This is a genomic window from Bacillus sp. J41TS8, from assembly GCF_018333035.1.
Classification (GTDB): Bacteria; Bacillota; Bacilli; order Bacillales; family Bacillaceae; genus Bacillus; species Bacillus paralicheniformis.
Genome location: NZ_BORF01000001.1, coordinates 17,381 through 33,561 on the forward strand (window position 1 = coordinate 17,381; position 16,181 = coordinate 33,561).

The window sequence follows — 16,181 nt, forward strand, 5'->3', positions numbered from 1 at the left end:
TAAGGGCTATTTTCTGGCGATTGCTTTGTCCTGCTCTTTCAGCAAATCGACATTTTCCTTCGTATCCTTTATGTTTTTGTGTACGGCTTTTTTGTAATCGGCCACCATCTGATGAATGTTCTGCTCGCGTTCGTGGCACTTTGTCACATATGTCAATTTATTTTTCCCCGCCGCTTTCGGAGGATTTGGCAGGTCCAGGGCATCGAGCGCCTCTCTTACGGCCTCCAGCTTTTTGATGACCGCTTCATGTTTCAGCTTGATTGTCGTCATTAAAACCAGCTCCAACTGTTTTTGATTGAGCGGAGTTTATCGCTCAACTGATCAACCGCTTTTTCTCCGAGAGAAAGCAAATGATCCGCCTCTTTAGCTGCCGCTCCCGCCAATTCAAGGCTGTGTTTTTCAATTTCCAGCGCGAAAATTTTTCTCTCCAGCTGTGAAATATAGCCTTCGTACTTTCCGTTCACGATGTTGTACATTGATGTATGAGCTTCATCCCGTTCGTCATCAAAATCATTGGCGAAGTCCCCCGTCCAGTGGCTGTTCAGATGAGGGTGCAAGATCTGTCTGATCTCGACAATCCCGGTTTCGTGTTCTTTCTCAATCTCCTTTTTTGCTGTTTTGACACGTTCAATCCGGCTTTCTACATCAGCCAGCTTTTGGTTAATCGTGCTGTGGATATGATTCAATGTGCTCTCATGACTCATATGATTCACCTCAGGGAAATACTCAAATAGACGGATGGCACCAGTGCATCCGCTGCATTTTCTCCATTTATATAATAGTAAAATAGATGCAATCTTACTTAAATAGGGTGGAATGCTTATTTTTTCCCCCACAAAGGTGGAGTGCGCCCCAAAAAAAGTAACAAAGGCCTATTTCCGGCAAACGCATCATCCTCTTAAAGGCCGGGATCGAAAATCTAAATAGTCCAAATCACCCTTCAACATGACTCACCGCTAAGCAAAAACCCCCGTTTAATGAAAACAAAAAAGGATTCGCACAAAAGCTCTTGTCTAAGCTTTCATTACGAATCCTTTTGGTGATTTAGCCAATCTGGAAAAGCTATTTAATCTCTGACACCCATTTTGCCATATCATCAAGCTTTTCCGCCGGAACCAGTCCGCCCGGCATTCCGTTACCGCCTTTTTCAATCTTTTCTTTAATCGCACCTGTATCCATCCGGTCCCCGACGCCCTTCAGTTTAGGACCTGATACACCTTCATAATTCTCGCCGTGGCAAGTTACACAGTTCGCTTTGTAAATTTCTTCAGGCGAGGCATCCGCTTTGTCTTCTTGAGCTGTTTTATTCCCTTCACCTGCAATTTCTTTTTCGTCATAAAGGCCTTTTATGGATAAGATAAAAACAAGTCCTATGCCCATAATGGCGATTAACAAAAATGGTATCAATGGATTGCGGTTCATTTTACATCCCCCTTTTTAATTTACCCCTGCCCCTTATGTAAACAATTCTAATTCTACTTTAATTTTACAAAAAGTAAACCAATTATGAAACAAAAGCTGATGAAGTTCACATTTTAGACAAAATAACGGATGATGAAGCGATTGTTCATTTTCCATTTAAAGACCAGTTTTTGAATACGGTTACAACAACAATTATAAAGGGCTTTTCCTTCGATCTCAAGGTTATAATGACTCAAAATGCACTTTTGGATATTTGCAAATTCGAAAGAAATTAAGTAAAATATAATCGGGTTACCAATAATAGCGCTTTCATTATGTCGTGAAAAAAGAACGGATCTCCTGACCCGTTCAAGTTTATTCGAGAAAATCTTTCAAGCGTTTGCTTCTGCTTGGATGTCTTAATTTACGAAGTGCTTTAGCTTCTATTTGACGAATTCGTTCTCTTGTTACCCCAAATACCTTACCAACTTCTTCTAATGTTCTTGTACGACCATCATCAAGGCCGAAGCGAAGGCGGAGCACATTTTCTTCACGGTCTGTCAATGTATCCAGTACATCTTCAAGCTGTTCTTTCAGCAATTCATATGCTGCATGATCTGACGGAGAAGTCGCTTCCTGATCCTCAATGAAGTCTCCCAGATGTGAATCGTCCTCTTCACCGATCGGAGTCTCGAGTGAAACCGGTTCCTGGGCGATCTTTAGGATTTCGCGGACTTTTTCAGGCGTCAGATCCATATCTTCCGCAATCTCTTCAGGCGTTGGTTCGCGGCCGAGATCCTGAAGGAGCTGCCTTTGAACACGAATCAGCTTGTTGATGGTTTCAACCATATGAACAGGAATCCTGATCGTTCTCGCCTGGTCGGCAATCGCTCTTGTAATCGCCTGTCTGATCCACCATGTCGCGTATGTGCTGAATTTGTATCCTTTGCGGTAGTCAAACTTTTCTACCGCCTTCATCAGGCCCATGTTTCCTTCCTGAATAAGGTCAAGGAAAAGCATTCCGCGGCCGACATACCGTTTTGCGATGCTGACGACAAGTCTCAAGTTGGCTTCAGCGAGACGGCGCTTCGACTCTTCGTCGCCTTCTTCAATTTTTTTCGCGTATTCGATTTCTTCTTTTGCAGACAAAAGGTTTACCCGTCCGATTTCTTTCAGATACATGCGGACAGGGTCGTTTATCTTAACGCCCGGAGGCACGCTTAAATCGTTAAGGTCAAATTCTTCTTCGGCCTTGGCCAGCTGTTGAATATTAGGATCCTCATTTTCTTCGTTCTCGCTAATTAATTCAACGCCTTGTTCTCCTAAAAATTCATAATACTCATCCATTTGGTCTGATTCGATCTCGAAGCTGGACATGCGCTCTGCAATTTCTTCATATGTGAGCACTCCGCGCTTTTTCCCGGCTTCTGTTAATTGATCCCTCACCTGTTCAAATGTGAATTCAGTTTCGGTCTCGTGTGCTTGTTTATCAGCCATTCATGGATCCCTCCTTCCAAAACTTACAGACGAATTCTAAAAGCATCCCGCTTTTTTTGTTCCTATTTCACGGAGTAAAGCCTTCTCTCTTATCTAGGGCTTCACGGGAAAGCAAATCATAAATTGACAATATATGATTAGGACAAGCAGCTTTTGCTCCTCCGTTAGGATTCATTGCCAAAAGCTTTTCCTATTATATATAACGGTTTATTTAAGCGAACGGTTCAGCTTAACAATTTCCTGCGCCAAAGTTGCCGCTTTGATGAAGTCTTTTTGCCTCTCGGCTTCCGCCCTTGCAGCTTCTTTTTCTTTTATCATTGACCAATTTCGATAATTCAACACTTTTTTTACATAATCAGATAATTCCGCTTCACTTAATTCTTCGTTCACCTGAAGCATTAAGATATCTGTCAGAAGCTGACCGAGTTCCTGATCCTCAACTCTTTTAAAGAGCTCCTGGATGGAAATGTCCGCTCCTTCTTCATACATGGCGTACAAATAAGCGGCAATCGCGCGGTGCTGATCAAGGTTGAATTCAAAGCCCACCCGGTCTAAAACCTTTCGAATGACATCCCGGTCATGAATCATGTGAGCCAGGAGCATCCGCTCCGCATTCTCATGAGCCGGCCGAAGACCCGTCTTTCTCCGCGGCGCGCGCGAAACGGCCGCCTGCCGCTCTTTTGAGTCCTGACGGCTGCTTTCCCTGCTGCGGCTTACAGCCTGCTTTTCAAATACGGAAAGCTGATCCTTCAAGGATTCAAATGAGATTGAAAATTCATTTGCCAGCTGTTTGATGTATATTTCCTGTTCCAAAGGCCCGCTGAGAAGGCTGACTTCCTTCAGTACATCGTTGATATAGGCTAAACGGTCTCCTTCATCAGACAGGTTTCTGCCCTTGCGGAAATAGTTCATTTTAAACGTCATCATCGTAACGCTGGCCCCTATTACATCATTCTTAAATTTCTCGCTGCCGAATTTTTTGATGTAGTCATCGGGATCCAGCCCGTCAGGTATCATGGCCACCTTGACGTCGCAGCCTTTTTTCTGAAGAATCTCCGCCGCTTTCAGCGTGGCTTCATAACCGGCATGATCCGAGTCATAGCACAGTATGACCTCTCCGACATTTCGCCTGATGATTTTCGCATGTTCTTCTGTCAGCGATGTGCCCATCGTGGCGATCGATTCTTTCACACCGGAACTGACGGCTGAAATGACGTCGGCAAATCCTTCAAAAAGGACGGCCCTCTCTTCTTTTCGAATGTGAAGGCGGGCCTGATGGAAATGATAGAGAAGCTTGCTTTTTCGAAAAAGCGGCGTTTCCGGGCTGTTCATGTATTTTGGCTGCTCCCCGGTGAACGTCCGTCCGGAAAAAGCGACCGTTGCGCCGTGATGATCATGAATCGGAAACATAATCCTGTTTCTGAAACGGTCAAAATAGCCGTCACCGTTCTCGCGTCTGATGATGAGTCCAGCTCTTTCCATCAGCGCAAGATCAAAACCTCTCCGTTCCAAAAACTTTGTGATGAAATCCCATGAATCAAGGGAGCATCCGATTTCAAACTGCTCGATCTGCTCCATCTCAAAGCCTCTTCCGAGCAAATAATCGAGCGCTTCCTGGCCTTCCTTTGTATTGACCAGCAAATGATGATAAAATTTCTTTAACAGATCATGAGCTTCCGCCATTTTCTGTTCATCCGAACTGCCTGTGCTGTATGCTGATACAGCTGCAACCTGCTCCGGCAGATCTATTTGATATTTGTCCGCCAGGTGAGAGACGGCCTCCGTAAATGAATAACCTTCCATTTGTCTTAAAAATGAAAAAACATTCCCTCCCGCTCCGCAGCCAAAACAATGAAAAATCTGTTTTTCTCCGGAAACGGAAAAAGATGGCGTATTCTCACCATGAAAAGGACAAAGCCCAAAATAATTACGCCCCTGTTTTCTCAACTGGACGTACTCTCCGATAACTTCTACGATATCAGCTGATTTTTGTACCTGTTCTACAATTTCGTCTGGTATACGATTGCCCATGTTCCAACACTCCGTCGTACATAATTCGCTGCTTAGTACGTAAATCCTTCAATTTTCGACAAGATTTTTTGCAGCTCTTTGACAAATCGCTCTCGGTCTTCCTTGACCAGTTTTTTCGGGCCTTTCGTGTAACGTCCGCTTCTTCTCAATTTTTGTGCGACGTGACGGCGGAAAAGAGCATGATCGATGGTGTCCTCTTCGAAAAGAAAGCCTCTCTCCGTCATCACATAGACCTTTTTGCCAAGCAAAAGCGATGCCAGCCCGATATCTTGTGTCACGACGACATCACCTGGTCGAACATGGTTGGCAATGTACAGATCGGCTGCTTCTTTGTGCGGATCGACATATGTCCAATTCTCTTCTTCTTTCCTTGTGACTTGAAAATGCTCGAATGAAGCCACGAATACCACCTTTACGTCGAAATCCGCCGCTGTTTTAAGCACTTCATCTTTTACCGGGCATGCGTCTGCATCGACAAAAATCGTCCTTTCTTTTTCAAGAAGACTAATTCTCCATCCCTCCATCAATCTCCTGCTATAAATACAGGCAAAATCACACAGGTTTCAAAAATAATCGATCTATAAGAATTTGTCGAAAGTTTTTTTGGGGAAATTCTTGACACGATACCCATAATAGTTTATTCGTTCTGTACTAAGCTTAAACCTAAAAGTTAATTATTTTATCACAATTTTTTATTATAATACAAATGGGTTAAAGATGCTATCATTTTCACTTTTCCCAAAACCATCAAAGCAAAAACCCAGGATGGGGTGTCCTGAGTTTTATTCTTAGACCCTTTTTGTCATCATGTTGTGAATAATGTTGGCCGTTTCCTCTACCGCTTTATTTGATACGTCTACGACATTGCAGCCGATGCGGCCGACGATCTTTTCAAAGAACTCCAGCTCTTCTTTGATGCGGTTGATATTAGCGTAAATCGCTTTGTCGTTGAGGCCGAGCGATTTCAGGCGCTCCTTGCGAATATGGTTCAGCTTATCCGGGCTGATTTTTAACCCGATGCATTTAGCCGGATCAACGGTAAAGAGCTCTTCAGGAGGATCCACCTCGGGAACGATCGGAACGTTTGCCACTTTTAACCGTTTGTGCGCCAAGTATTGGGATAACGGAGTTTTGGACGTTCTCGACACGCCGATCAGCACGATATCCGCTTTTAAGATGCCCCTTGGGTCTCTGCCATCGTCATATTTTACGGCAAATTCGATGGCCTCTACCTTCTTAAAATAATCTTCGTCCAGCTGCCGGACTCTGCCCGGCTCATATTTCGCGCTGAAGCCGTAGGCCGTCTCCATTTTCTCAATCAGCGGGCCGATGATATCGTAATACACGACATTCGCCTTTTCCGCTTCGGCGATTAAAAAATCACGAATCTCCGGGACAACAAGCGTAAAACAGATGATGCCGCCGTCCGCTTCTGCCAGCGAGATCACTTCTTTTATTGTTCCGCGGTCTTCAACATAAGGAATCCGCCTGATGTTTGTCTGCTCGGATGAACCGTTAAACTGGCTGATAGCCGCCTTGACTACGAGCTCAGCGGTCTCGCCGACAGAGTCTGATACAACATAAATCGTCCGATTACTCATGATATCCCTCCATTTGAAGTTCACTCTACATGATTTCATTTTCAGATAAGCCGACTAAAATTTTTGTCATGTTCGTTTTCGTAATTCTTCCCACAACTTCATAGCCTTTTTCTGTATCTTTTACAACAGGCAGTGCGTCAATTTGTTTTTCGATAAGCATCTTGGCAATGTCCAAAATGAAATCGTCGCGCCTGCAAAGCGTAATGTTCGGCATTCTCGTCATAATGATATGGACGGGTATTGAAGGGAGCTCCTGTTTGCCGATGCTGGCTCTGAGCAAGTCTTTTCGTGAAAGTACACCGACTAAGATGGCATTATCATCAACGACAAAAAGCGTTCCTACGTCCTCTAAAAACATCGTGCAAATCGCATCATAAACGGAGACATTTTCATGAATGACCACCGGAATGGACTGGAAGTCTTTCACCTGCAGCTTTTTCAGCTTATCAGCCAAGAGCTGCGTGCCCGTCTTTCCCGTGTAGAAATAACCGACCCGCGGCCTTGCTTCCAAAAATCCTGACATCGTCAAAATCGCCAAGTCCGGACGAAGCGTAGCCCTTGTCAGATTCAGCTTTTCCGCGATATGTTCTCCGGTAATCGGTCCGTTCTCTTTAACAATCTGCAAAATATGCTCCTGACGTTTATTTAGTTCGATCGTACTCACCACCTTTAAGCCGAAGCTCACAATTCGTTCGTTATGTATAAAAGTCGATAACATATTATAACGCATATGAAGACTAAAATAACAGCAATTACAATTGAATTCTATGAAAAAGACAGGCACAATTTGACAAGGATGTGAAAAACCGATTTGAGCAAAAAGACGATTGCCAGCTTGTCAGCAACCGTCTTCTGCGGTGTTTATTTTACAATGATGGCATTGATGTTTGCAAAAGATCGGATCAGCTCCGCCAGGCTTGCCATTTGCGCCAGGCGGTTCGCTTTTAATCTTTCATCTTCGGCATGGACCATCGTGTGATTAAAATAAGCTTCGATCGGCTCTTTCAGCTTGGACAGCTCACTGAAGGCGCCCTCATAATCTTTGGCTTCGTAAAGGGTCTCTAATTGCTGTCTGCACGCCTCATAAGCTTTGAAAAGCTCCTCTTCTTGAGGGTTTTCAAACAGTGACACGTCAATGGCGTTCGTTTCGCTCTTTTTGCTGATCGAAATAACCCTTGCCAGCGCTTCAGCCGTTTCTTTAAATTCCGGTTTTGCTGCAGCCGATTCAAGGACAGCGGCTTTTTTGACAGCCGAATACGGCTCAAGGTTCGAGCTTTCGAGCACGGCATCCACGACATCGTAGCGGATGTTTTCCGCTGTTAATACGTATTTGAGGCGCTGTTTAAAGAATTCGAGCAGTTCGCTGTTTGCTTCCTGTCCGGCAAACGCAGCCAGTTCTTTGAATGAAATGCCCCAGTTCCGGTCAAGCAGGATTTGGACGATGCCGCTCGCCTGCCTTCTCAGTCCATACGGGTCCTGAGATCCTGTCGGAATAACGCCGATTTTAAAGAATGAAGCGACCGTATCGAGTTTATCCGCTAATGCGACGACGGCGCCGACGATTGATGAAGGCGTTTCCCCTCCGGCTTGTCTCGGCATATAGTGCTCATTGACAGCGAGCGCCACTTCTTCTTTCTCACCGAGCATCCGCGCATATTTTTCACCCATGATGCCCTGCAGCTCAGGAAATTCGTAAACCATGTGTGTCACAAGGTCGAATTTTGAAATGTGCGAAGCGCGCTTGATCAGCTGCACCGTCTCTTGATCCGCACCGATGATTTCAGCGATCCGTTCAGCAACCGCCTCAGTGCGTCTCACTTTGTCTCCAAGCGATCCCAGTTCTTCGTGGAAAACGATCTTTTCGAGTTTTTTCACATTCTCGTCAATGTTTAATTTTTGATCTTCTTTATAGAAGAAGGCTGCGTCTGAAAGCCTTGCTCTCAGCACTTTTTCGTTCCCTCTCGCCACGTTTTCAAGGGCGCGGCTGTCTCCGTTGCGGACGGTCACAAAGTAAGGGAGCAAATCGCCGTTTTTATCTTTGACAGGGAAATAACGCTGATGCTCTTTCATCGTTGTCACGAGCACCTCTTCAGGAATTGCGAGAAATTCCTCTTCGTACGAACCGAACAGAACCGTTGGATATTCAACCAGATGGGTAACCTCATCAAGCAGATCCTCGTCTCTCGGAATGTCCCAGGACTTTTCAGCCGCCAGTTCGTCAAGCTGCTTCACGATCAGCTGCTTCCGTTTGTCCGGATCGGCAATCACAAACTGGCTTTCCAGTGCCGCTTCGTATTCAGAAGGTGCGCTCAAGTCGGCTGCTTTTCCGAGGAAGCGGTGACCCTGTGTTGTGCGGCCGGTTTCGACATGAGCGACTGAAAACGGAACGACTTCACTGCCAAACAGCGCGACGATCCATTTAATCGGCCTGATATATTTCAAATCTTCGCTGCCCCAGCGCATGTTTTTCGGAAAGTGGAGGCTTGTCACCAAGTCGCCGAGCTCAGGAAGTAATGAAAACGTATCCTGACCTTTTTGGAATTTTTGCACAAAAACATATTCCGTTCCTTTGATGTCTTTAAAATACAAATCTTCCGGACTTGCTCCTTGCCCCCGTGAAAAGCCGATGGCCGCCTTTGTCCATTCGCCGTTTTCGTCAAGGGCGATTTTCTTTGCCGGTCCTTTCGCTTCTTCTGTCACATCGTCCTGCTTCTCCGCCACGTTCTCGACAAGAACGGCCAGTCTTCTAGGGGAGTTATAAAGCTTGACGGAGCCGAAGGCAATATTTTTTTCCTTGAGCCAGCTTTCCAGCTTTTCACCAAGCTGAGTCATGCTGTCATGCATGAAGCGCGCCGGCATTTCTTCTAATCCGATTTCTAAAAGCAAATCTTGATTACTCATGTGAAGCCTCTTCCTCCTTCAGCATTGGGAAACCCAACTTTTCGCGTTCATCATAATACGTTTTCGCCACTTTTCTGGCCAGGTTTCTCACCCTACCAATATATCCTGTGCGCTCCGTCACGGAAATCGCTCCTTTTGCGTCAAGCAAGTTGAACGTATGCGAGCATTTCAGAACATAATCATAAGCAGGATGGACAAGTCCCTGATCCATCTGGCGGTTTGCTTCTTTTTCGTACGTGGCAAACAATTCGAACAGCATGTCGACGTCAGATGTCTCGAACGTATAGACGGAATGCTCGTATTCAGCCATCTTGAACAAGTCTTCTATCGTATAGCCGTTCGTCCATTCGAGGTCAAAGACGTTTTCTTTGTCTTGAATATAAGAAGCAAGGCGTTCAATCCCGTATGTGATTTCAACAGAAACCGGTTTGCACTCAAGCCCGCCGACCTGCTGGAAATAGGTGAACTGGGTGATTTCCATGCCGTCAAGCCACACTTCCCAGCCAAGCCCGGCGCAGCCGAGCGACGGATTTTCCCAGTTATCCTCGACAAAACGGATATCATGCTCCAGAGGGTCAATTCCAAGGGCTTTTAATGAATCTAAATAAAGCTCTTGAATATTGTCGGGAGACGGCTTAATGATCACCTGGAATTGATGGTGCTGATAAAGCCTGTTCGGATTGTCCCCGTATCTTCCGTCCGCAGGGCGTCTTGACGGCTCCACATAAGCGACTTTCCAAGGTTCAGGACCGAGGCTCCGCAAAAATGTATATGGACTCATCGTTCCTGCACCCTTCTCTACATCATACGACTGCAAAAGTACGCATCCTTCATTGGACCAGTGCTTTTGCAGGGTCAGAATCATTTCTTGAATATTCAAATGAAGCACCTCCACAAAACGTGTTTTCAAGTTTAATTTTTGGCATAGGGCTGGCTTGGGCAGAAAAAAACTCCCGTCCCTATGCTTGTTTGCCCACAAACATAGGGACGAGAGTTCTCCCGCGGTTCCACCCTAATTGCTGAGAGGAAATGTCTCAGCCTCTTTTTTAAAAGTTGCTCAGGGAATGCCTTTCATTACGCTCTCATCCCCGGCTTTCACCGCCCCGGAGTCGCTTCAATGAGGCCGTGCGCAATTACTTCTTTCCGTCAACGCAACGTCATTATTGAATCCAATCTTCATGACATGATCTTATAAAAAGATGAAGAGGTTGTCAACTTTTGTTTTCATCGCCCAGCATCTTTTTCATATTGTCCATTTGTTCCATGAAGCGCCGCGATTTCAGGTAGATCCCTGAGTACTCGTCATAGTACGTCTGAATGACCCTTTTCAGCTCATCCTTCGTCTCCTGTTTGACCGAGACATTTCCGAGCCTTGACAGGTCAAAATAAAAAAACAGCCTCAACAGCCTGGCGGATGCGGGAGACAGCGGTATCCTGTATGGATCTTTCGCAAAACAGCGGTGGCAGATAAAGCCGTTGTCGCAAATCGAAAAATGAAATGTGCCGTCTTTGCTTTTGCAGTGCACACATTCATCCAGCTCCGGATACAGCCCCATCACGCTGAGCATTTTAACTTCGATAAGGTTGGCGATAATGTCGGGATCTGTACCGTCATCGAGCCTCCTCATCGACTGAAGAAGCAGCTCAAATAAAAACGGATTCGGTTTCTTTTCCTCCGTTCCCTTGTCGATTAATTCAGCGATGTAGGCCGCATATGCTGTTAAAAACAGATCCTCGCGTATATGCCTCATGCTTTCGATCATCTCGCCCTGCTCCAATGTGCCGAGACCGGATGATTTGCGGAATAAAAAAGAAGCATAAAGGAACGGCTGAGAAATCGCTGACAAGCGGCTGTTCGGCTTTTTGGCGCCCCTTGCCAGCACACCGATTTTCCCGTGTTCTCTCGTCAACAGCGTAATGATTTTATTTGTTTCACCATAGTCGTTTGTACGAAGGACGATACCTTCACATTTCGTCAGCATATGTGCACCATCCAAAAATTGGAGGGGTCAAGCATGATCACAAAATTGGAAAGTCAATTTGCGCTAGCTCTTCTTCAAGTACTTCGGGTCTTTCCAGGTTCTCCTTTTCCAATTCTTTAAAAAGGAGGTACGTGTCAACGCTTCCTGTTTGTGAAAATACATTCCAAGTAAAATTCAACATAAAAAGCCCCACCTTTCTGTTTATAACTAGCTTTTTAAACATCCAAATTCTTAAGATTATCTTGACCTTGTATCCTCCATTTCATGTTAAACAATTTTTTCTAATATATCTTTGATTTCGAGAGATTTTGTCACGACTAAACCGCGGTCAAGCTCTGTCCGTTAATACTCGTCTTCTCTAAATCCAAAATCACGAAGCTGAGACATCTTGTTGCGCCAGTCTTTCTGCACTTTAACCCACAGCTCTAAAAACACCGATGATCCGAGCAGCGCCTCGATATCAGTTCTTGCCCGCTTGCCGATTTCTTTAAGCAGACTGCCTCTTTTTCCGATGACGATCCCTTTTTGTGAGTCGCGTTCGACGACGATGGTCGCGCTCACATACACAGAACCGTTTTCCCGTTCTTGAATGGACTCGATCGAGACCGCAATGCTGTGAGGGATCTCTTCCCTTGTCAGATGCAGCACTTTTTCCCGAATCAGCTCAGAAATGATAAATCGCTCCGGATGATCGGTCACCTGGTCACTCGGGTAAAACTGCGGACCTTCCGGCAAATAATCCTCAATTTGCTTTAAAAGCGTATCGATATTATTTCCCTCAAGGGCGGAGATCGGAACGATTTCCTGAAACGGATACCTGGTTCTGTACTCATCGATTAGCACAAGAAGCTCATCCGGATGAATCCGGTCGATTTTGTTGACGATCAAAAATACCGGCGTCTTGACTCCTTTTAAGCGCTCGATGATAAATTCGTCGCCTTTTCCGTAGCCTTCCTCCGCATTGATCATAAACAAGATCAAGTCGACTTCCTTTAAAGTGTTCTGCGCCACCTTCATCATAAAATCGCCCAATTTATGCTTCGGTTTATGAATGCCCGGCGTATCGATAAAAATCGTCTGGGATGTATCGGTTGTCAGCACACCTTGCACTTTGTTTCTTGTTGTTTGCGGTTTGTCGCTCATGATGGCGATTTTTTGGCCGATCACGCGATTCAAAAATGTAGATTTTCCTACGTTTGGTCGTCCGATAATGGAGACAAATCCTGATTTAAAGCTTTCCTGTGTCATGTAAGTCCTCCGATGAAAATGCTCCTGGCAGTAATTCTTGAACCGTCATTTCTTTGACTTGGCCATTCAGATTGGTTAAGATGACAGGCATGTTTGCTGAACAAAGTTCGGAAATCACCTGTCTGCACGCTCCGCACGGCGACACCGGACCCGGCGTATCCGCAGCGACGGCAAGCATCTTAAACGATTTTTCCCCTTCCGAGTAAGCCTTGAACAACGCTGTCCGCTCGGCGCAGTTGCACAGGCTGTATGCAGCATTTTCAATGTTGCAGCCTTTGTACACCTTGCCGTCCTCAGTCAAAAGGGCAGCGCCGACTTTGAATTTCGAATACGGAACATATGCAAATTCCCTTGCTTTTAAAGCTTCTGCAATCAATTCTTGTTTAGTCAATGTGTGTATTCCTTCCTATAGCGGTTATGGTACCGCTAACACTTTTATTTTACATAAAAATGGCTTCTTTTTCACGCCCAAATCACAAATGTAAAATTTTTGTAAGAATTGCGCACAATGAAAGGCACGGCATCAAAACAATTTTGACAAAAAGATGAGTAACCCAATCATACACGAAACGGCTGCAAACACGCAAACCGCCCCGGCCGCCGCGTCCTTTGCCGCCTTTGCAAGCGGGTGGTTCTCTTTTGTGATAAGGTCGATCGTATGCTCCACAGCCGTATTCATCAGCTCCAAGGCGAGCATTCCGCCGATCAGGATCAAGATGATGGACCATTCGATCAGAGTCAGCCTGAAGAAAAAGCCGCAGGCGATCACGAGGATGGCGGCTCCAGAATGAATTCTAAAATTGCGCTCCGACATGAACGTCTTGACTATTCCTGTAAAGGCGTTTGAAAAACTCCATTTCAGACGGCGCCATTCGTTTTGTTTATGAGGATCTTGAGAGCCCATATCGATTCAAAATTTCCTTTTGCTTAGTGAACATCTCTTTTTCCTCTTCCTCTGTCATATGGTCATAGCCGAGGAGGTGCAAAAAGCCGTGAACCGTCAGAAAACCCAGCTCTCTCATCAGTGAATGCCCGTATTCTTCGGCCTGTTCCCGTGCTTTATCAGCGCTGATGATGATATCTCCGAGAACGGGCGGCATGTCAGCGCCGATAATTTCAATCTCTCCTTCGCCGTCTTCTTCAAGGGCAAATGAAATGACGTCAGTCGGATAATCTTTGCCTCTGTACTCTTTGTTGATTTCTTGTATCTCTTCATTGTTGACGATCGTAACCGAAACTTCGGCGCCGTCTGCGACGCCTTCCTCTGCCGCTGCGAATTGAAGAATCTTCTCAATTTCAGCAAGCTGGTCTTCAGGGACCCGTCCGGTCTCGTCTGTAATATCTAGAATTAAACTCATGTGTGTTTCACCTTCTGTTTAGGATTAGCTTCCGGATATTCGATCCGGGAGTGAAAAATGCCTTTCAGCGTTTCGCAGAGCGTCTTCGCGATAATATTGAGCTCTTTTAAAGTTAAATCACATTCGTCAAACTGCCCGTCCTGCAGCTTATCTGATATGATCCCGCGCACCAGCTTTTCAATCCTTTCGGGATTCGGGTTATGCATTGAGCGGACGGCTGCTTCGACGCTGTCGGCCACCGAGATGATCGCCGCCTCTTTTGTCTGGGGCTTCGGACCGGGATAGCGGAACTCTTCTTCAGTCGTCTGATCGCCTTTTTCTTTCGCCTTATAGTAAAAAAACTTGAGCAGCGATGTGCCGTGATGCTGTTCGGCGATGTCGACAAGCTCCTTCGGCATTTTATGATCCCTCAGCATATCGGCGCCGTCTGTCGCATGGGCAATGATAATGTTTTTGCTCAGCTGCGGAGAAAGCTTGTCATGCGGATTATCAATATTCATTTGGTTTTCTATAAAATATTGGGGCCGCTTTGTCTTGCCGATATCATGGTAATAGGCTCCGACTCTTGCCAAAAGCCCGTTTGCTCCGACAGCTTCGCATGCCGCCTCCGATAAGTTCGCAACCATAACGCTGTGATGGTATGTGCCGGGTGTTTCCGTCAGAATTTTGCGGAGCAGCGGATGATTCGGGTTTGAAAGCTCGAGAAGCTTCATCGTGGACAGAATCCCAAAGCCGCTTTCAAAAAACGGCATGAGCCCGAGCACAAGAACTGACGATCCGATGCCGGACACCGCTCCCATGACAAGGTATGTACCCATCTCAAGCCCAGTTTGCGCCGTGTTTTGAATGAGCTGCAAGGTAAACAGGACGACGATGTTGATCAGGGAGACAAACAAGCCGGCCTGGAGGATTTTCGCCCTCGCATTATGCTTCCCTAAAAACAGTATACCCGCCATCGAGCTGATCAAGAAATACGTTCCGATTCCATAATTAAACGTGCCTGTCACGCCTTGGTTAAACATCATACTTCCGCAAATGGAAAGGATCATGCTCGACAGGATCGCCAACCTTTCATTGATCAGCAGTTTAATGAGCATCACGCCCATCGCAATCGGCACGAGATAGCCGATATGGCCGATTTCAAGCTGCTGAAACAGGCTGATCACTTCCATGACGATTAAAACGATCGCTGTAATCAATGAAAACAGCATGAGCGACTTATTTTTCGGAATCCGGCTGCTGTACTGCTTTTCGAAATAGTAAACCAAAGCTGAGATGAAAAGCGCGATTAAAAGCAGCAGTCCGCCGACAGGCTTGAAGATGTTGGCTCCGCTTAAGAGTCCTGTCAGTTCAAGCTTTCGATAGACTTCCCTGTCGATCAGCTGATTTTCCTCAACAAGTATCTGCCCCTGCTTGATCTGCACCTGCTGCACGCTGTCAGCCGCTTCCTGACGCTTCTGCTCCGTCTTGTCGGGATCGTATACATAGTTGGGAATGATTGCAAAGCGTCCGATTTCATCAGCGGCGTTTTTTAATTTTGAAGGTATCGAATTACCCTTCAGCTCTTTCGTTACATGCTCTTTCGCTTCATCAAGCTTTCCGGCGCGGATTTCTTTGCTCATCACATCATTGACGGCGGTGATGACCGAATCCTGTGTCATCGAAAGCTCTCCATCGCTGGCCTTCAGCAGGTGTTTGACTGAATCCTGCGACAGCGAGTCCGTCACATCTGAAGTCAGCTTTTCTTCGACAGATTTGATTTGGTCTTTTTCAGACGGGGCCTGCTTGTCTTTTTTCTCTTGTTCTGCGCTTTCTTTTTTCACTTCTTTAATGATGTCGAATATTGATGAGACAAGGTCGACCCTGTTGTCAGAGTACTCTTTTTTCAAAGTGTACTGGTCGGGAACTTCCTCTCTCGCTTCCTGCTTTTTATTAGCCGTGGCCTTTTGATCTTCGACTGTCGCCGGCGCATAGATCGTATTCTCGCTGATCGAAAATAAATCGAGGTCGAGGGACTCGGGCCTCACATGGAAAAACAGCAGGATGAACATCAGCGCGGATAAAGCCGCATAAAGAATGACCGGAAGGAAGCGGCCGTTTTCCAAGCGGATGGGCCGAAACTTTCCGTCTCTTTTTTTCTTTTTCAACAAAAGCACCTCTTT

General features: G+C 45.8%; 17 protein-coding genes. All 17 read right to left on the minus strand.

The window, feature by feature from the left end:
* Positions 1-6: 6 nt before the first annotated feature.
* Positions 7-270 (minus strand): YwqI/YxiC family protein, encoded by a 264-nt coding sequence (locus KI350_RS00105; RefSeq protein WP_025811144.1) that lies wholly within the window; start codon positions 268-270, stop codon positions 7-9.
* Positions 270-704 (minus strand): YwqH-like family protein, encoded by a 435-nt coding sequence (locus tag KI350_RS00110; RefSeq protein ID WP_020452232.1) that lies wholly within the window; start codon positions 702-704, stop codon positions 270-272. Before KI350_RS00110 ends, KI350_RS00105 begins: the two co-directional genes overlap by 1 nt.
* Positions 705-1,062: 358 nt before the next feature.
* The gene (cccA, locus tag KI350_RS00115; RefSeq protein ID WP_020452233.1) at positions 1,063-1,422 is read right to left on the minus strand and encodes a cytochrome c550; all 360 of its coding nucleotides are present in this window, start codon (positions 1,420-1,422) and stop codon (positions 1,063-1,065) included.
* 354 nt (positions 1,423-1,776) lie between these two features.
* On the minus strand, positions 1,777-2,898 hold the full coding sequence (gene rpoD, locus KI350_RS00120) for an RNA polymerase sigma factor RpoD (RefSeq protein WP_020452234.1): 1,122 nt from the start codon (positions 2,896-2,898) through the stop codon (positions 1,777-1,779).
* 207 nt (positions 2,899-3,105) lie between these two features.
* A complete protein-coding gene (gene dnaG / locus KI350_RS00125; protein WP_145653585.1) occupies positions 3,106-4,929 on the minus strand; it encodes a DNA primase in 1,824 nt (607 codons plus the stop codon).
* 32 nt (positions 4,930-4,961) lie between these two features.
* The gene (locus KI350_RS00130; RefSeq protein WP_020452236.1) at positions 4,962-5,453 is read right to left on the minus strand and encodes a YaiI/YqxD family protein; all 492 of its coding nucleotides are present in this window, start codon (positions 5,451-5,453) and stop codon (positions 4,962-4,964) included.
* Positions 5,454-5,717: 264 nt separating this feature from the next.
* Positions 5,718-6,530 (minus strand): pyruvate, water dikinase regulatory protein, encoded by an 813-nt coding sequence (locus KI350_RS00135; protein WP_020452237.1) that lies wholly within the window; start codon positions 6,528-6,530, stop codon positions 5,718-5,720.
* A 25-nt stretch (positions 6,531-6,555) separates the two neighbouring features.
* Positions 6,556-7,194: a transcriptional regulator CcpN gene (gene ccpN / locus KI350_RS00140; RefSeq protein ID WP_025804968.1), complete on the minus strand. Its 639-nt coding sequence runs from the start codon at positions 7,192-7,194 to the stop codon at positions 6,556-6,558.
* 197 nt (positions 7,195-7,391) lie between these two features.
* On the minus strand, positions 7,392-9,431 hold the full coding sequence (gene glyS, locus KI350_RS00145) for a glycine--tRNA ligase subunit beta (protein ID WP_065644187.1): 2,040 nt from the start codon (positions 9,429-9,431) through the stop codon (positions 7,392-7,394).
* Complete coding sequence (gene glyQ, locus KI350_RS00150; protein ID WP_065644188.1) at positions 9,424-10,311, minus strand: glycine--tRNA ligase subunit alpha; 888 nt, start codon at positions 10,309-10,311, stop codon at positions 9,424-9,426. The genes glyS and glyQ overlap by 8 nt, the downstream gene beginning before the upstream one ends.
* A gap of 331 nt (positions 10,312-10,642) precedes the next feature.
* On the minus strand, positions 10,643-11,413 hold the full coding sequence (recO, locus tag KI350_RS00155) for a DNA repair protein RecO (RefSeq protein WP_065644189.1): 771 nt from the start codon (positions 11,411-11,413) through the stop codon (positions 10,643-10,645).
* Positions 11,414-11,450: 37 nt separating this feature from the next.
* Positions 11,451-11,594 carry a YqzL family protein gene (locus tag KI350_RS00160; protein ID WP_003183626.1) on the minus strand — a complete coding sequence of 48 codons (144 nt, stop codon included), beginning with the start codon at positions 11,592-11,594 and terminating at the stop codon, positions 11,451-11,453.
* A 161-nt stretch (positions 11,595-11,755) separates the two neighbouring features.
* Positions 11,756-12,661, minus strand: coding sequence for a GTPase Era (gene era, locus KI350_RS00165; RefSeq protein ID WP_023855242.1), 906 nt, complete (start codon positions 12,659-12,661; stop codon positions 11,756-11,758).
* Positions 12,642-13,052, minus strand: coding sequence for a cytidine deaminase (locus KI350_RS00170; RefSeq protein WP_065644190.1), 411 nt, complete (start codon positions 13,050-13,052; stop codon positions 12,642-12,644). The genes era and KI350_RS00170 overlap by 20 nt, the downstream gene beginning before the upstream one ends.
* Positions 13,053-13,184: 132 nt before the next feature.
* On the minus strand, positions 13,185-13,565 hold the full coding sequence (locus tag KI350_RS00175) for a diacylglycerol kinase family protein (protein ID WP_065644191.1): 381 nt from the start codon (positions 13,563-13,565) through the stop codon (positions 13,185-13,187).
* Complete coding sequence (gene ybeY, locus KI350_RS00180; RefSeq protein ID WP_065644192.1) at positions 13,543-14,019, minus strand: rRNA maturation RNase YbeY; 477 nt, start codon at positions 14,017-14,019, stop codon at positions 13,543-13,545. The genes KI350_RS00175 and ybeY overlap by 23 nt, the downstream gene beginning before the upstream one ends.
* On the minus strand, positions 14,016-16,070 hold the full coding sequence (locus KI350_RS00185) for an HD family phosphohydrolase (protein ID WP_223254788.1): 2,055 nt from the start codon (positions 16,068-16,070) through the stop codon (positions 14,016-14,018). The genes ybeY and KI350_RS00185 overlap by 4 nt, the downstream gene beginning before the upstream one ends.
* Positions 16,071-16,181 lie beyond the last annotated feature (111 nt).